The sequence below is a fragment of the Halomonas sp. JS92-SW72 genome (assembly GCF_003547075.1).
GTDB lineage: Bacteria > Pseudomonadota > Gammaproteobacteria > Pseudomonadales > Halomonadaceae > Halomonas > Halomonas alkalicola.
Map to the genome: position 1 here is coordinate 503,263 of NZ_CP032147.1, position 16,011 is coordinate 519,273.

Consider the following 16,011-nt stretch of genomic DNA (forward strand, 5'->3'; position numbering starts at 1 on the left):
GGCAGGATGGCAGGGGGCGGCGCGTCAGCCTTATTGCTCATGCGCCGGCTCGGGCGGGCTGATATAATGCGCCCGCTCGCCGGGAGCGCCCTCGTCGTTCAGGGATCTGCCGAGACTCCGCCACCGGGTCGATGCCAAGCGCATCCCCGCACGATCACAACAGTGGGCGGAGCACGCCGGTCCCCCGTTGCAGACATCGTGAGCGCGCGCTACCGATCCAGTTTCATGCCACCGCAGTGACCAGAGAGATCAACGCCAACATGTCAAAAACGCCGAAGATTATCTACACGCTGACCGACGAAGCGCCGGCCCTGGCCACCTTTTCCCTGCTGCCGATCATCGATGCCTATACCGACTCCGCGGGCGTCATCGTGGAGACCCGCGATATCTCCCTGGCCGGCCGCATTCTCTCCCAGTTTCCCGAATACCTGACCGAGGCCCAGCAGATCGGCGACCACCTGGCCGAGCTGGGCGAACTGGCCAAGACCCCCGAAGCGAACATCATCAAGCTGCCCAATATCAGCGCCTCGGTGCCCCAGCTCAAGGCGGCCATCCGCGAGCTGCAGGCCCAGGGCCACAAGCTTCCCGACTATCCCGATGAGCCCACCACCCAGGTGGAGCGTGACATCAAGGCGCGCTACGACCGCACCAAGGGCAGCGCGGTGAACCCGGTGCTGCGCGAGGGCAACAGCGACCGCCGCGCGCCCAAGTCCGTGAAGAACTATGCCCGCAAGTACCCCCATCGCATGGGCGAGTGGAGCGCCGACTCCCAGTCCCACGTGGCCTGCATGAGCGAGGGTGACTTCTACGGCAGCGAGAAGTCCGCCACCCTGGCCGCCGAGGGTTCGGTGAAGATCGAGCTGGTCGGAAAGGACGGCACCGCCACCGTGCTCAAGGAGACGACCCCGGTGCTGGCCGGCGAGGTGATCGACGGGGCGGTGATGAGCCACAAGGCGCTCTCCGCCTTCATCAAGGAGCAGGTCGCCGACGCGAAGGAGAAGGACGTGCTCTTCTCCCTACACCTCAAGGCCACCATGATGAAGGTCTCCGACCCGATCATGTTCGGCATCGTGGTGAAGGAGTTCTATCGTGACGTGCTGGAGAAGCACGCCGACGCCCTGGCGAAGGTCGGCTTCGATGCCACCAACGGCATCGGCGATCTCTACGCCACCATCGAGCAGCTGCCCGCCGAGACGCAGGAGGTGATCAAGGCCGATATCGAGGCGCTCTACGCCGAGCGTCCGCGCCTTGCCATGGTCAACTCCCACAAGGGCATCACCAACCTCCACGTGCCCAGCGACGTGATCATCGACGCCTCCATGCCGGCGATGATCCGCGACTCCGGCAAGATGTGGGGCGCCGATGATGCCCTCCACGACGCCAAGGCGGTGATCCCGGATCGCTGCTACGCGACCATCTACCAGGCGGTGATTGAGGACTGCAAGGCCAACGGCGCCTTCGATCCGACCACCATGGGCAGCGTGCCCAATGTCGGCCTGATGGCCCAGAAGGCCGAGGAGTACGGCTCCCACGACAAGACCTTCCAGATCCCGGCGGATGGCACCGTGCGCGTCACCAGTGACGCCGGCGAGGTGCTCTTCGAGCACGCCGTGGAGAAGGGCGACATCTGGCGCATGTGCCAGACCAAGGACGCGCCGATCAAGGACTGGGTCAAGCTCGCCGTGACCCGCGCCCGCGACAGCGAGACCCCGGCGGTGTTCTGGCTCGACGCCGAGCGCGCCCACGATGCCTCGCTGATCAAGAAGGTCGAGGCCTACCTCGCCGAGCACGACACCAGCGGCCTGGACATCCGCATCATGTCCCCGGTGGAGGCCATGAAGTTCTCCCTGGAGCGCATCCGTCGCGGCGAGGACACCATCTCCGTCACCGGCAACGTGCTGCGCGACTACCTCACCGACCTCTTCCCGATCATGGAGCTGGGCACCAGCGCCAAGATGCTCTCCATCGTCCCGCTGATGAACGGTGGCGGCCTGTTCGAGACCGGCGCCGGCGGCTCTGCGCCCAAGCACGTCCAGCAGTTCCTCGAGGAGAACCACCTGCGCTGGGACTCCCTCGGCGAGTTCCTGGCCCTGGCCGCCTCCCTGGAGCACCTGGGCAAGACCTTCGACAACCGCCGCGCGCTGGTGCTGGCGAAGGCGCTGGACGAGGCCAACGGTCAGTTCCTGGACAGCAACAAGTCGCCCTCGCGCAAGGTCGGCGAGCTGGACAACCGCGGCAGCCACTTCTACCTGGCGATGTACTGGGCCGAGGCCCTGGCGGCGCAGGACGAGGATGCCGAGCTCAAGGCGCTGTTCACCAGGCTGGCCGAGGAGTTCAAGGCCAAGGAGGAGGTGATCATCGAAGAGCTCAATTCGGTGCAGGGTCAGGCCATGGACATCAAGGGCTACTATCACCCTGACCGTGAGCTGACGGACGCGGCCATGCGCCCGAGCGCGACCCTCAATGCCGCCCTGGCCCTGGTTTCCAAGGACTGAGCGGCCAAGGACTGAGCTGCCAAGGGCTAAGCGCTCTCTCGGCGCGATTGATGCCGAGAGGTCGGTAGCGCTGTCAGCCGCGAGTGCATCGGCCCCTGCCTGGATGACGGGCGGGGGCCGTTGCGTTGAGGCCTGGCGCTGCGTTGAAGAGCAAGATGAACCCCGCCGGCCGGGCGACGTCAAAACGTCCTGACCCGCCCGCTAGCCGGCCCGTGAAACGAGTAGTCTCCCGCTATGTGGCAACGACAGATATGGTGCGGCATGACCCGCCCTCCGGGGACCGACGAGGAGGGCGACCTGGCGGTGCAGAGCGCCGAGCCTGCGCTGGCGCGCCCGCCGATGTACAAGGTGGTATTGCACAACGACGACTTCACCCCCATGGAGTTCGTGGTAGAGGTGCTGCAGACCTTCTTTCATATGGACAGCGAGACCGCGGTGCAGGTGATGCTGACGGTGCATACGCAGGGCAAGGCGACCTGCGGCATCTTCACTCGCGATATCGCGGAAACCAAAAGCCATCAGGTCAATCAATACGCTAGAGAGTGTCAACATCCGCTGCTCTCGGACATCGAGGCGGCGGACTGACTCCCCCCGGACATGGTCGCGACGGGTGGTCACCGCCTGCCGTTGGCAGCAAGGCTTGCAACGGAGGCGTTTGTGCCCGATGTTGATGATGCCGGATGACGAAAGATCCGACGCAATGCCCTGGGCGGCAAGAAGGGGACTGCCATGCTGAGCAAAGAACTTGAACTGACCCTGAACACGGCGTTCACCGTGGCGCGCTCCAAGCGGCACGAGTTCATGACCGTGGAGCACCTGCTGCTGGCGCTGCTGGACAACGCCTCCGCGGCCGATGTGCTGCGTGCCTGCGGGGCCAACCTCGACAAGCTGCGCTCCGACCTGCAGGACTTCATCAACTCCACCACGCCGCTGATTCCCGAGGATCAGTCAGACCGCGAGACCCAGCCGACCCTGGGCTTCCAGCGCGTCCTGCAGCGGGCGGTCTTCCACGTGCAGTCTTCCGGCAAGAGCGAGGTCACCGGGGCCAATGTGCTGGTGGCGATCTTCTCCGAGCAGGAGAGCCAGGCGGTCTACTTCCTGAAGCAGCAGAACGTCGCGCGTGTCGATGCCGTCAACTACATCGCCCACGGCATCTCCAAGGTGGCCGGGCACGGCCAGAGCCCCTCGTCGTCCCCCTCGGAGTCCGAGGAGAGCGAGGAGGGGGCCAGCGAGCACGGGGCCAACCCGCTCACCGGCTATGCCACCAACCTCAACGAACAGGCCCGCATGGGCAAGATCGACCCGCTGATTGGCCGCGAGCATGAGCTCGAGCGGGTGGTGCAGATCCTCGCCCGGCGGCGCAAGAACAATCCGCTGCTGGTGGGTGAAGCCGGCGTGGGCAAGACCGCCATCGCCGAGGGTCTGGCCAAGCGCATCGTCGAGGAGGACGTGCCCGAGGTAATCAGCGATGCCGTGGTCTACTCGCTGGACATGGGCGCCCTGCTCGCCGGCACCAAGTACCGCGGCGACTTCGAGAAGCGCCTCAAGGGGCTCTTGGCGGAGCTGCGCAAGCAGCCCAACGCCATCCTCTTCATCGACGAGATCCACACCGTGATCGGCGCTGGTGCCGCTTCGGGCGGGGTGATGGACGCGTCCAACCTGCTCAAGCCGCTGCTCTCCTCCGGTGAGCTGCGCTGCATCGGCTCCACCACCTTCCAGGAGTACCGCGGGATCTTCGAGAAGGATCGCGCGCTGGCCCGCCGCTTCCAGAAGGTCGACGTGCCGGCACCCTCGGTGGAGGACACCATTCGCATCCTCAAGGGGCTGCGTTCGCGCTTCGAGGAGCATCACCGGCTCAAGTACACCGATGCGGCCCTCGAGAGCGCCGCGAGGCTCGCGGATCGCTACATCAGCGACCGCCACCTGCCGGACAAGGCCATCGACGTGATCGACGAGGCCGGCGCCCACCAGCGCCTGCTGCCGCCCGAGGTGCGCATCGACACCATCGATACCGCCCAGGTGGAGGCAGTGGTCGCCTCCATCGCGCGGATTCCGCCGAAGAGCGTCTCCAGCTCCGACCGCAAGCTGCTCGAGAACCTCGATCGCGACCTCAAGATGCTGGTCTTCGGCCAGGACGAGGCGATCGACAGCCTCTCTGCCGCGATCAAGCTCTCCCGGGCCGGGCTCAAGGCGCCGGACAAGCCGGTGGGCAGCTTCCTGTTCGCCGGCCCCACCGGGGTGGGCAAGACCGAGGTGGCCCGCCAGCTGTCGAAGATCATGGGGATCGAGCTGGTGCGCTTCGACATGTCCGAGTACATGGAGCGTCACACGGTGTCGCGGCTGATCGGTGCCCCGCCGGGCTACGTGGGCTACGACCAGGGCGGCCTGCTGACCGAGGCGATCACCAAGCATCCGCACTGCGTGCTGCTGCTCGACGAGCTCGAGAAGGCGCATCCCGAGGTCTTCAACCTGCTGCTGCAGGTGATGGACCACGGTCGTCTGACCGACAACAACGGCCGCGAGGCGGACTTCCGCCACGTGATCCTGATCATGACCTCCAACGCCGGGGTCGAGCAGGCCACCCGGCGCTCCATCGGTTTCCAGCATCAGGACCACTCCACCGATGCCATGGAGGTGATTCGCAAGACCTTCTCGCCGGAGTTCCGCAACCGTCTGGACGGCATCATCCAGTTCCACGCCCTGCCCGCCTCGGTGGTGCGCAGTGTAGTGGACAAGTTCCTGGTGGAGCTGCAGGCGCAGCTCGACGAGAAGCGGGTGCAGCTGGATGTGGACCTGGCAGCCCGGGACTGGCTGGCCGAGAAGGGCTACGACCCTGACATGGGCGCTCGCCCCATGGCGAGGCTGATCCAGGAGAAGCTCAAGAAGCCGCTGGCGGAGATGATCCTGTTCGGCGAGCTCTCGGAGCACGGCGGCGTAGTGCACGTCACCGTGGAGGAGGGCGAGCTCCATCTCTCCACCGAAGCGGAGCTGGCCGACGCACCCTGACGGCCGACACCCGCATACGATGCAGCGCCCTGTCGATCGACGGGGCGTTGTCCTGTGCGGCTGGCGTCGGGCTGGGGGAGGCTCGACCGCGGCTCAGCGGGAGCGGTAGACGATGCGACCCTTGGTCAGGTCGTAGGGAGTCAGCTCCACCTTGACCTTGTCGCCGGTCAGGATGCGGATGTAGTTCTTGCGCATCTTGCCGGAGATATGCGCGGTGACCACGTGGCCGTTTTCCAGCTCGACGCGGAAGGTGGTGTTGGGGAGGGTGTCGACGATGACGCCTTCCATTTCGATATGGTCTTCACGTGCCATATAGGCGGTTCCTCGCTGATGGATATGACGCTCGGCAGGGCGCTGCCGCCCTGAAAGAATAGCGCGATATTGTGCCGCATGCCGGCCGACATGGCAAAGCATCGCACTCGGCGGCGGGGGTCAGGCGGGAATCAGGCGCCGCCAGTGGCGGCCCTCGAGCATCTCCAGGGGCTGGAACGCCTGCTTGTAGGCCATCTTGCGGCATTCGCGTATCCAGTAGCCCAGATAGACGTGGGGCAGGCCGCGGCGACGCGCCTGTTCCACCAGGGTGAGCACCGCGAAGGTGCCCAGGGAGCGCCGCTCCAGTGCGGGGTCGGGGTCGAAGAAGGTGTAGATGGCCGACAGGCCGTGCTCGAGCTGGTCAAAGGCCGCGACGGCCACCAGCCGGCCTGCGAGGCGGAACTCCAGCAGCCGTGCATACTCCTGATCCAGGGTCAGGAAGGTGCGGTACTGCTCGTGGCTCGGCGGGTACATGTCGCCGTCGGCGTGCCGGGTGCGGATATAGTGGGCATAGAGGCCGTAGTGTTCCGGGTCGAAGATCGCCGGGCGCAGGTGCAGAGTCAGGTCGGCATTGCGCCTGGCCAGCCGGCGCTGGCTGCGGTTCGGGGCAAACTCCGCCACCGGCAGGCGCACCGAGATGCAGGCGCTGCAGCCTTCGCAGTGGGGCCGGTAAAGATGGCGGCCGCTGCGCCGGAAGCCGAGCAGTGCCAGGGAGTCGTAGACGCCCTGCCCGGGCGACTCCTGGGGGTCGAGGAACAGGGTCGTTGCCTCGCGCCCGGCCAGATAGCTGCAGGCATGGGGTACGGTCAGGAAGAAGCGTAGATCCCGGACGGGCTGGCGGGGGGCGTTACTGCTCACGACGGCTCTCTCCGGCTCCTGGTGGCGTTCACTGGCGGCCCCCCGGGGGGCTCGCCGATGGCTTCGAAGGACCAGCAGGCCGGGGTAAAGGATAGGGCGTCGGGCTCCACATCCTGGGGCTTGCCCAGCCACCTCTCAAGATAGCCGATGAACTCGGCGCGGGCGATATCCCGGGCGCCGAGGCTTGCCAGGTGGGCGGTGTGCATCTGGCAGTCGATCAGCCGCCCGCCGCCCGACGACATGGCCCGGGCCAGATGCACCAGGGCCACCTTGGAGGCGTCCGCCACCCGGGTGAACATCGACTCGCCGAAGAAGGCCGGTCCCAGCGCGACGCCGTAGAGGCCGCCCACCAGGCGCTCCCGTTGCCAGACCTCGACGGAGTGCGCCGCCCCCAGGGCGTGAAGCCGGGCGTAGGCCGCACGCATCTCGTCGGTGATCCAGGTGCCTGGCTGCCCGGCACGCGGCTCGGCGCAGGCGGTCATCACGGCGTTGAAGGCGCGGTTGGCGGTGATCGTGAAGCCGGCGTGGCGCAGCCGCTTGGCCAGGCTGCGACGCACCCTGAGCTCCTCCGGGAAGAGCACCATGCGCGGGTCAGGGCTCCACCACAGGATCGGCTGATCGTCCCCGTACCAGGGAAAGATCCCGCGCCGGTAGGCGGCCAGCAGCCAGCCGGGATCGAGGGCACCGCCGGCGGCCAGCAGACCGTCGGGGTCGCGCAGGGCCGCCGTGACGGGCGGGAAGCGGATCGGGCGCTCGAGCAGCCAGGGCACCATCGGCGGGCATCCAGCAGAAGGGGAGGCCAGTGTGCCGCTCGCGGCGCCTCGGCTCAAGGCGTTCGGGCCACTGTGATGGGCGGGCCTGGCTCGGTATGATTGGCGCCAATCAACTGGAAGACGCCAGCGGTGGCGCAAGGGGGATGACCACTTGAGTGTCAACAAGAAGTCCTCGCCGCGTCGAGTGAGCGCGGCCCAGGCCAGGGAGACGGCCAGGCGTTTCGGCGTGAAGCTGCAGGGCTCGGCGCGGGAGGGGGTGGCCATCGTGCTGCTGGCCGGCTGCGTCTTCCTGCTGCTGGCCCTGTTCAGCTTCGAACCCGGTGATCCCGGCTGGTCGCGCAGCGGGCCCGAGACCCACATCGACAACTGGATGGGGGCGGTGGGGGCCTGGCTCTCCGATGTGCTCTACTCGCTGTTCGGCGCCAGCGCCCTGTGGTGGCCGACCATGCTGGGCTACGCCGCCTGGCGGCTGCTGCGGGCCCGCCAGGGGATCGTCCTGGAGTGGGACGCCACGGCGCTGGCGGTGCGCGGTGGTGGCCTGGTGCTGGTGCTGCTCGGCACTACCACCCTGGGCGCGCTGCACTTCTATCGGCCCCCGGCAGAAACGGTGCTTCCCTACTCCTCGGGGGGCATCCTCGGCGAGGGGCTAGTGGGCGCCCTGGTGCCCCTGGTGGGCTCCGGCGGCACCGGCCTGGCGGCGCTGGCGGCGCTGCTCTGCGGCCTGCCGCTGCTGACCGGCCTCTCCTGGCTCTCGGTGATGGACGAGCTGGGGCTGCGCGCCCTGCGCGTGTGGGGCTGGCTGGCGGAACGCTTCGCCTTTACCCGTGAGCCGGCCTATGAGCGCGTCGAACCGGACACCAAGGGAGCGGCCGAGGAAGCCTCTCCCGCCTCGCCGGCGCCCGAGGCCGAGGAGCCTGCCGAGGAAGAATCATCCCGCCGCTCCCGCTGGTGGCAGCGGCTGCTGCCTGGCGGCCGCTCCCGTGAGCCCGAGATCGATCTTCAGGCCCCCGGCCGCCGCGAGCCCGGTTTCGGCAACGACGGCGACACCGAGATCCCCTGGGAAGTCCCCGAGAAGACCCCCTCGGCCAAGCAGCCGGGGGCGGCCTACAGCGAGCGTTCGCCGGGCGGCGTGCCGGGTGGCGGGGCGGTAGCCGGTGTGGCCGCCGGCGCGGCCAGTGCCGCGACCGAAGGCGCCTCGGCTGGTGGGCTGGCCCGCGCCGAGGGCCCCGCGCCGTCGGCTCCGGTGGCACGGCCTGATGCCGCCAGGCCCGACGACGAGGTAACGGCGCGGACACCCGCCGGCCAGGCCTCCGAGCCCCGAGCGCCGGCGGCGACGCCCGCCGGCGAGGCCAGCTCACCTCGCAGGCCGGAAACGGTGCCCGAGCCGATGCTTCCCGACGATGATGAGCCCGCCGCCGCCTGGGAGGGCCCCTCACTGCGGGCGAGTCGCCATGAAGCACCGGCGTCCGCCGAGGCGTTCCGGGAGGAGGGCACCACGGCCTCTCCCGAGCCTTCCCCCCGCGACGAACCCGTCGACCCGCTGCGCGCCGCTGAGCCGGAGATGCCGCCCGCCCGTGCCTCCTCTGCGGCCTCGCCGCACCCCCTGCGCGAGAGCGGCCGTCGCGAGCCTGGCCTGGTGGACTGGCAGGAGATCGACTGGGACGAGGCGGATGACGATGAGCCGAGGCTCGCCTGGGACGAGCCCGAGCGGGCCGACAGCGCCGTCGAGCCGCCCCGGCCGCCCGCCCCGGAAGCCCCGCCCCAGCGCAGTGCAGCGCTGCAGCCGCCGGAGCCGGAGGAGCCCGAGGAGGCCTTCGATGGTGACGCGCAGGGCGGTGATGCTCCGCCGCGCCTGGCCACCGCCGAGCAGGCCCGGGAGGCCGCCGACGATTCCGGCATGCGGCTGTGGACCGTGGAGCACCTGCAGAGCCAGCGTCCGGTGCTGGACGAGCTGCCGGAGCCGGAGGGCGAGCTGCCCAGTCTGCGCCTGCTGACGCCACCGGAACCCCAGCAGCAGAACTACACCGGTGACCAGCTGGCCGAGATGGCCGAGCTCCTCGAGGTGCGGCTGCGCGAGTATGGCGTCAAGGCCGAGGTGGTCGACACCTGGCCGGGGCCGGTCATCACGCGCTTCGAGATCAAGCCTGCCGCCGGGGTGAAGGTCTCCAAGATCAGCAACCTGGCCAAGGACCTGGCGCGCTCGCTGATGGTCAAGAGCGTGCGGGTGGTGGAGGTAATCCCGGGCCGTCCCACGGTGGGCATCGAGATTCCCAACCCCCATCGGGCGATGATCCGCCTGCGCGAGGTGATCGACTCCGACCGCTACCAGCAGGCCGATTCCGCCCTGACCCTGGCGCTGGGCCAGGACATCGGCGGTGGCCCGGTGGTGGCCAACCTGGGCAAGATGCCCCACCTGCTGGTGGCCGGCACCACCGGCTCGGGCAAGTCGGTGGGCGTCAACGCCATGCTGATCTCCATGCTGCTCAAGGCCACGCCCGAGCAGCTGCGGCTGATCATGGTCGACCCCAAGATGCTCGAGCTCTCCGTCTACGACGGCATCCCGCACCTGCTGGCGCCGGTGGTGACCGACATGAAGGAGGCGGCCAACGCCCTGCGCTGGTGCGTGGCCGAGATGGAGCGTCGCTACAAGCTGATGGCGACCATGGGGGTGCGCAACATCGCCGGCTTTAATGCCAAGCTCGATGAGGCGGAGCAGGCCGGCGCCCAGGTGGCCGATCCGCTGTGGGAGCCGCAGCCCTGGGAGATGCACCAGGCACCGCCGGTGCTGGAGAAGCTGCCCTATATCGTGGTGGTGGTCGACGAGTTCGCCGACATGTTCATGATCGTCGGCAAGAAGGTCGAGGAGCTGATCGCCCGCCTGGCCCAGAAGGCGCGGGCCGCCGGCATCCACCTGATACTGGCCACCCAGCGCCCCTCGGTGGACGTGGTCACCGGCCTGATCAAGGCCAACATCCCCACGCGGATGGCCTTCCAGGTCTCCTCGCGGATCGACTCGCGCACTATCCTCGACCAGGGCGGCGCCGAGAACCTGCTGGGCCACGGCGACATGCTCTACCTGCCGGCGGGCTCCGGCCTGCCGACCCGGGTCCACGGCGCCTTTGTCGACGACGACGAGGTGCACCGGGTGGTGGAGGACTGGAAGCGCCGCGGCGAGCCCGAGTATATCGAGGAGATCCTCTCCGGCGGCGTCTCCGCCGAGGCGCTCACCGGCCTCGAGGCCGAGGGCGTCGGTGACGGCGACGATGCCGAGCAGGATGCCCTCTACGACGAGGCGGTGCAGTTCGTCATCGACTCGCGCCGAGCGTCGATCTCGGCCGTGCAGCGCCGCTTCAAGATCGGCTACAACCGCGCGGCGCGCCTGGTGGAGGCCATGGAGATGGCCGGTGTCGTCTCCACCATGGGGACCAACGGCTCCCGCGAGGTGCTGTCCCCGCGGGCGGGGGGCGACTAGCAGCGCGCCCGCCACCGACGCGGGCGTCTCCCCTGGGAGACGCCCCCCTTCAACCATGCAACCAGCATGAAAGCGTCGGCAGGCCTGCAACCCGCCGGCGTCCACACAGTCCGAGTGACAGGATTCCAGTTGGAACCGTCCAGGGAGACAGAGCACCATGACAGTGAAGAAGACCCTTGCCGCTATCACCATGACCCTGGCCATGCCGCTCGCGGCCCTGGCCAGCGAAGGGGCGGATCGCCTGACCCGCATGCTCGAGCCGCTGCAGACCTTCGAGGCGCGCTTCGAGCAGCAGATCCTCGACGCCAGCGGCGAGCGTCTCCAGGAGGCCCACGGCCAGATGTGGCTCGCGCGTCCCGGCAAGTTCCGCTGGGAGGTGGAGGCTCCCTACCAGCAGGAGGTGATCTCCGACGGCGAGGAGGTGATGCTGCACGACCCCGACCTGGAACAGGCCACCATCCAGGCCCTGGATCATCGCGTCACCCATACCCCGGCCCTGCTGCTCTCCGGCAGCGCCAGCGACCTGGTCGACAGCTACGACGTGACTCGCCAGCAGCAGGGGAGCGCCGAGACCTTCACCCTGCTGCCCAAATCCGCGGATACCCTCTTCGAGGAGCTGAAGATGACCTTCCGCGGTGAGCTGCTGACCACCCTGCAGATGACCGACAGCACCGGGCAGCGCACCGCCATCGAGTTCCGCGATGCCACCATGAACCAGGCCATCGACGACAGCCGCTTCGTCTTCGAGATCCCCGAGGGCACCGATGTGATCCGCGATACGCACTGAGGCCTCGGCCAGCCGCTCGGTTCACGGGCGGCCGGTGCCACATGCCAGGGAGCCCCCGTCGGAAGGAATCCGACGGGGGCTCCGGCGTTTCTGGTGGAAGCCCGGCGCTCGCTCTGGTGCTAGGCGCCGCCGCCCTCGTCGGCCTCGGCGTCGAGCTGCTCGCGCCAGGCCATCAGCTGGCCGTAGCGCTTCTCCTGGCCCTGCTCGGTCGGCCGGTAGAAGCGCTCTCGGGGCGTCTCCTCCGGCCAGCAGTCGTGGCTGCTGCCGGCGGGGTAGGCATGGGGCTCATGGTGGGCGTAGCGGTAGCCATGGCCGTGGCCCAGGCTCTCCATCAGCTTCGTCGGCGCGTTGCGCAGGTAGCCGGGCACCTCCAGCCGTGGCTGGCTGGCCACGAAGGCCTGGGCACGCTTCCAGGCCTGGTCGATGGCATTGCTCTTGGGCGCCACCGCCAGATGGATGGCGGCGTGGGCGATGGCCCGCTGCCCCTCGTGGTCGCCCAGGCGCAGGTAGGCGTCCCAGGCGGCCATCACCAGCGGCAGGGCGCGCGGGTCGGCGTTGCCCACGTCCTCGGAGGCGATGGCGGTCAGGCGCCGGACCACGTCCAGCGGGTCGCCGCCGCCCTGCACGAAACGGGCGATGTAGAGCAGAGCGGCATCGGGGCGTGAGGAGCGCACCGACTTGTGGATCGCCGAGAGCAGGTCGTAGTAGTGATCGCCCTGCTTGTCGAAGGCGCTGGCCTGGTGGCCGAGCACGTCGACCAGCGCCTCGCGGCGCACCACCTCGCCATCTTCGCCATCGGGCTCGGCGAAGTCGCAGGCGGTCTCCAGCAGGCCCAGCGCCCGGCGGGCGTCCCCGGCGGCGGCCCGGGCCAGCAGGGCCAGCACCTCATCATCGACTCGCAGGCGTCGAGCGCCCAGGCCGCGGGCCTCGTCGGCCAGCGCCCGGCGCAGCACCTCGACCAGCTCCGCCTCGCCGAGCGAGGTCAGCACGTGCACCCGGGCCCGCGAGAGCAGCGCCGAGTTGACCTCGAAGGAGGGGTTCTCGGTGGTAGCGCCGATCAGGGTCAGCAGCCCCGACTCCACGTGGGGCAGCAGGGCGTCCTGCTGGCTCTTGTTCAGGCGGTGGATCTCGTCGAGGAACAGCAGCGTCGCCTGGCCGCGAGCCTGGCGCGCCCGGGCCCGCTCCACCGCGGCGCGAATCTCCTTGACGCCGGCCATCACCGCCGAGAGGTGCTCCAGTTCGGCGCCGGACTCGGCGGCCAGGATCTCCGCCAGGGTGGTCTTGCCGCTGCCCGGTGGCCCCCACAGGATCATCGAGCGCACCACGCCGGTCTCGATCATGCGGGCCAGGGGGCGGCCGGGGCCTACCAGCGCCTGCTGGCCCACATAGTCGGCCAGGGTGCGGGGCCGCATGCGCCAGGCCAGTGGGGCGTCGTGATCGCTCTCATCGGCGAAGAGGTCCATGGCAGGTTCCTTACGTTGATCTCGGACAGAGGCAGGTCGGGGGAGTGGCTGCTAGAGTGGGGAGGTATCATCGCCGGCCAGGCAGTCGATGAACCTCATCCCCGATGGCGCATCCAATGAAAGCGTGTGCCGACTCCGTACGTCCCTGCAATGATGTCACTACACAGGAGGGCCCGACATGCCCGTGCTGACCCAACTGCGTCTGGATCATGCCAACATGGCTCGCATGTTGCACGTTCTGCAGCTGAAGCATAAGACCCTCGCGGCAGGCGAGCGCCCCAACTTCCAGCTGGTGCGTGAGGTGGTGGACTACATCCTGGACTACATGGAAGGCTTCACCCTGCCCCTGGAGCGGCTGTTCAGCGAGCGTCTGGCAGAGCTCGACCCCGGCAGCCGGCCGATGACCGAGCGTCTCGCCGCCGACTATCAGGCGCTGAAGGTCCAGCTGAGTCGCCTCTCCAGCGATATCGACATGATCCTGATGGACGCGGTGATCCCCATGGATCGCTTCGCCGACGACCTCAAGGCGTACCTGGATGCCCACCGCGCCTACCTGCGCGACGAGCGGGAGCTGCTCTTCCCGATGATTCGCGAGCACTTCAACGAACAGGACCTCGATCGCCTCGCCCAGGCGCTTCCCGAGGGTGCCGCGGCCGAACTGGAGCGCCTCCAGGAGGCCTATCCGGAGCTCTACGCCGAGCTTCGCGAGACGCCCGAACTCGCCTGACCCGGGCTGCCAGCGGGCGCCGGCTGGGGTAGAATGTCGCCACTTCCAGCCGGTGCCTCGTGATGCCAGACCCCCGACACTCGTCGACGCTCCACCGCCGTCCCGACCGTGATGCCGCCTGCGGCGTTGACGGGGCGTGCTCATGAGCGGCGGACCGATCCTGGTCTTCGACTCCGGGGTGGGGGGGCTCTCCGTGGTGACGGCCCTGCGTCACCAGCTGCCGGAGGCCGCGCTGGCCTACGCCTGCGACAATGCCATGCTCCCCTACGGCCTGCGCGAGGACGATTGGCTGGTGGCGCGCATCCTGCGGGTATGCGAGGCCGCCGTGTCGGCCAGCCGCTGCGTGACCCTGGTGGTGGCCTGCAACACCGCCAGCACCCTGGCGCTGGATGCCCTGCGCAGCCGGCTGGCGATTCCCGTGGTTGGCACCGTGCCGGCCATCAAGCCCGCCGCGGCCTCCTCGCGCAGCGGCCACTTCGGCCTGCTGGCCACCTCCGCCACGGTGGCGCGTCCCTATACCCTGGGCCTGATCGAGGCCTTCGCCGCCCACTGCCGGGTGACCCGGGTGGCCGCCGATGAGCTGGTCCGCGAGGCCGAACGCTGGCTGGCCGGCGAGGCCCCGGACCCCGCGGTGATCCGCCGGGCCCTGGCGCCGCTGTGGGAGGATCCGCGGCTGGATACCGTGGTGCTCGGCTGCACCCACTTTCCCCTGCTGCGCGACTTCCTGGCCGCCGCCGCGCCCCGCGAGATTGCGTGGATCGACTCCAGCGAGGCCATCGCCCGGCGCACCGCCCAGGTGGCGCGCGGCGTGGCCCCCCGGTGCGGTCCGGGAGAGAGCCATGTCACCGCCCTGGACCCCCGGCTGACCGCGGGCCTTGCCCGCTTCGGCTTTGCCGAGCCGCGGCTGCTGGAGCTGGACTGAGCGCAGCCCCCATCCGTTTCCTGTCATTCCCCGAAGGAGGCTTCTTGGCCATTCCTGTTGTCGACCCCGCCCGCTATGACCAGCAGCTCGAGGCCAAGCGCGAGCGCATCACCCGCGACTTTGCGCGCTTCTCGCCGCCGGCCCTCGAGGTCTATCCCTCGCCGCCTAGCCACTACCGCCAGCGCTGCGAGTTCCGGATCTGGCACGAGGGTGACGACCTCTTCTATGCCATGTTCGAAATAGAGCAGTCCGAGGCGGGCCCCGAGGAGCCGAAGAAAAGGACGAAGAGGGTGATTCGCCTCGACCAGTACCCGGTGGCCAGCCGTCGCATCAATGAGCTGATGCCGGCCCTGCTCGACGCCATCCGTGACGTTCCCCTGCTGCGCCGCAAGCTCTTCCAGGTGGAGTTCCTGACCACGCTTGCCGGCGAGGCGCTGGTGACCCTGGTCTACCACCGCCCGCTGGACGAGGCCTGGGAGGCCGAGGCGCGCCGCCTCCAGGAGACGCTCGGGGTGATGATTATCGGGCGCGCCCGAAAGCAGCGCCTGGTGCTCGAGCGCGACCACGTCTGGGAGCGCCTGACGGTGGAGGGGCGCGAGTTTGTCTACCAGCAGGTGGAGAACAGCTTCACCCAGCCCAATGCCGAGATCTGTCGCTCGATGCTCGCCTGGGCGCGGGAGGTGACCCGGGGCAGCCAGGCCGGCGACCTGGTGGAGCTCTACTGCGGCAACGGCAACTTCACCGTGGCGCTGGCCGAGAACTTCCGCCGTGTGCTGGCCACCGAGATCTCGCGCACCGCGGTGGCCAGCGCCCGCGAGAACCTCACCGCCAACGGCCTCGACAACGTCACCGTGGGACGCATGTCGGCCGAGGAATTCGCCGCGGCCCTCCAGGGCGAGAAGGGCGGCCGGCGGGTGGCCGAGTGGGCCCTGGACGACTACGACTTCACCACCGTGCTGGTCGACCCGCCCCGCGCCGGACTGGACGAGGCCAGCTGCCGCCAGCTCAGCGGCTATGAGCGCATCGTCTATATTTCATGTAATCCGGATACGCTGGCGGACAACCTGGAGCGACTGACCGAGACTCATGCCATCACCCGTTTCGCGCTGTTCGACCAGTTTCCCTGGACCCACCACTGCGAGTGCGGGGTGCTGCTGGAGCGGCGCGGTTGACCGGGTCGCGGGGCGAGCCTGTCA

Annotated in this window: 12 protein-coding genes; 8 read left to right on the forward strand and 4 right to left on the reverse strand. The window is 68.8% G+C overall.

Annotated features, from left to right (window positions below; all coding sequences use genetic code 11):
• Positions 1–260: 260 nt before the first annotated feature.
• From D1793_RS02430 to clpA, 3 genes are all read left to right on the forward strand, one after another.
• Positions 261–2,495 (forward strand): NADP-dependent isocitrate dehydrogenase, encoded by a 2,235-nt coding sequence (locus D1793_RS02430; RefSeq protein ID WP_119023542.1) that lies wholly within the window; start codon positions 261–263, stop codon positions 2,493–2,495.
• 261 nt (positions 2,496–2,756) lie between these two features.
• Entirely contained in the window at positions 2,757–3,080 is a 324-nt protein-coding gene (gene clpS / locus D1793_RS02435; RefSeq protein ID WP_119020725.1) for an ATP-dependent Clp protease adapter ClpS, read from the forward strand.
• A 144-nt stretch (positions 3,081–3,224) separates the two neighbouring features.
• The gene (clpA, locus tag D1793_RS02440; RefSeq protein WP_119020726.1) at positions 3,225–5,501 is read left to right on the forward strand and encodes an ATP-dependent Clp protease ATP-binding subunit ClpA; all 2,277 of its coding nucleotides are present in this window, start codon (positions 3,225–3,227) and stop codon (positions 5,499–5,501) included.
• Positions 5,502–5,594: 93 nt separating this feature from the next.
• Here the strand turns inward: clpA and infA are convergent, their stop codons facing one another.
• The 3 genes from infA to aat all read right to left on the reverse strand — a co-directional run bounded on the left by infA (position 5,595) and on the right by aat (position 7,444).
• Positions 5,595–5,813, reverse strand: a complete 219-nt coding sequence (gene infA / locus D1793_RS02445; RefSeq protein WP_027961652.1) for a translation initiation factor IF-1 — start codon at positions 5,811–5,813, stop codon at positions 5,595–5,597.
• A 120-nt stretch (positions 5,814–5,933) separates the two neighbouring features.
• Positions 5,934–6,671, reverse strand: coding sequence for an arginyltransferase (locus D1793_RS02450; RefSeq protein WP_119020727.1), 738 nt, complete (start codon positions 6,669–6,671; stop codon positions 5,934–5,936).
• Positions 6,668–7,444 carry a leucyl/phenylalanyl-tRNA--protein transferase gene (gene aat, locus D1793_RS02455; protein ID WP_119020728.1) on the reverse strand — a complete coding sequence of 259 codons (777 nt, stop codon included), beginning with the start codon at positions 7,442–7,444 and terminating at the stop codon, positions 6,668–6,670. The genes D1793_RS02450 and aat overlap by 4 nt, the downstream gene beginning before the upstream one ends.
• A 151-nt stretch (positions 7,445–7,595) precedes the next feature.
• Here aat and D1793_RS02460 point away from each other — a divergent pair, with 151 nt between their 5' ends.
• Together D1793_RS02460 and lolA are read left to right on the forward strand one after the other, a co-directional pair.
• Positions 7,596–10,916, forward strand: a complete 3,321-nt coding sequence (locus D1793_RS02460; protein WP_119020729.1) for a DNA translocase FtsK — start codon at positions 7,596–7,598, stop codon at positions 10,914–10,916.
• Positions 10,917–11,073: 157 nt separating this feature from the next.
• Complete coding sequence (gene lolA / locus D1793_RS02465) at positions 11,074–11,703, forward strand: outer membrane lipoprotein chaperone LolA (RefSeq protein ID WP_119020730.1); 630 nt, start codon at positions 11,074–11,076, stop codon at positions 11,701–11,703.
• Between the two features lie 119 nt (positions 11,704–11,822).
• Here lolA and D1793_RS02470 read toward each other — a convergent pair whose 3' ends face one another.
• Positions 11,823–13,166, reverse strand: a complete 1,344-nt coding sequence (locus D1793_RS02470; protein WP_119020731.1) for a replication-associated recombination protein A — start codon at positions 13,164–13,166, stop codon at positions 11,823–11,825.
• Positions 13,167–13,344: 178 nt separating this feature from the next.
• Between D1793_RS02470 and D1793_RS02475 the strand changes: the two genes are divergently transcribed.
• From D1793_RS02475 to trmA, 3 genes are all read left to right on the forward strand, one after another.
• Positions 13,345–13,893 (forward strand): hemerythrin domain-containing protein, encoded by a 549-nt coding sequence (locus D1793_RS02475; RefSeq protein WP_205527615.1) that lies wholly within the window; start codon positions 13,345–13,347, stop codon positions 13,891–13,893.
• 142 nt (positions 13,894–14,035) lie between these two features.
• The gene (murI, locus tag D1793_RS02480) at positions 14,036–14,815 is read left to right on the forward strand and encodes a glutamate racemase (protein WP_119020732.1); all 780 of its coding nucleotides are present in this window, start codon (positions 14,036–14,038) and stop codon (positions 14,813–14,815) included.
• A gap of 44 nt (positions 14,816–14,859) precedes the next feature.
• Complete coding sequence (trmA, locus tag D1793_RS02485) at positions 14,860–15,987, forward strand: tRNA (uridine(54)-C5)-methyltransferase TrmA (RefSeq protein ID WP_119020733.1); 1,128 nt, start codon at positions 14,860–14,862, stop codon at positions 15,985–15,987.
• Positions 15,988–16,011 lie beyond the last annotated feature (24 nt).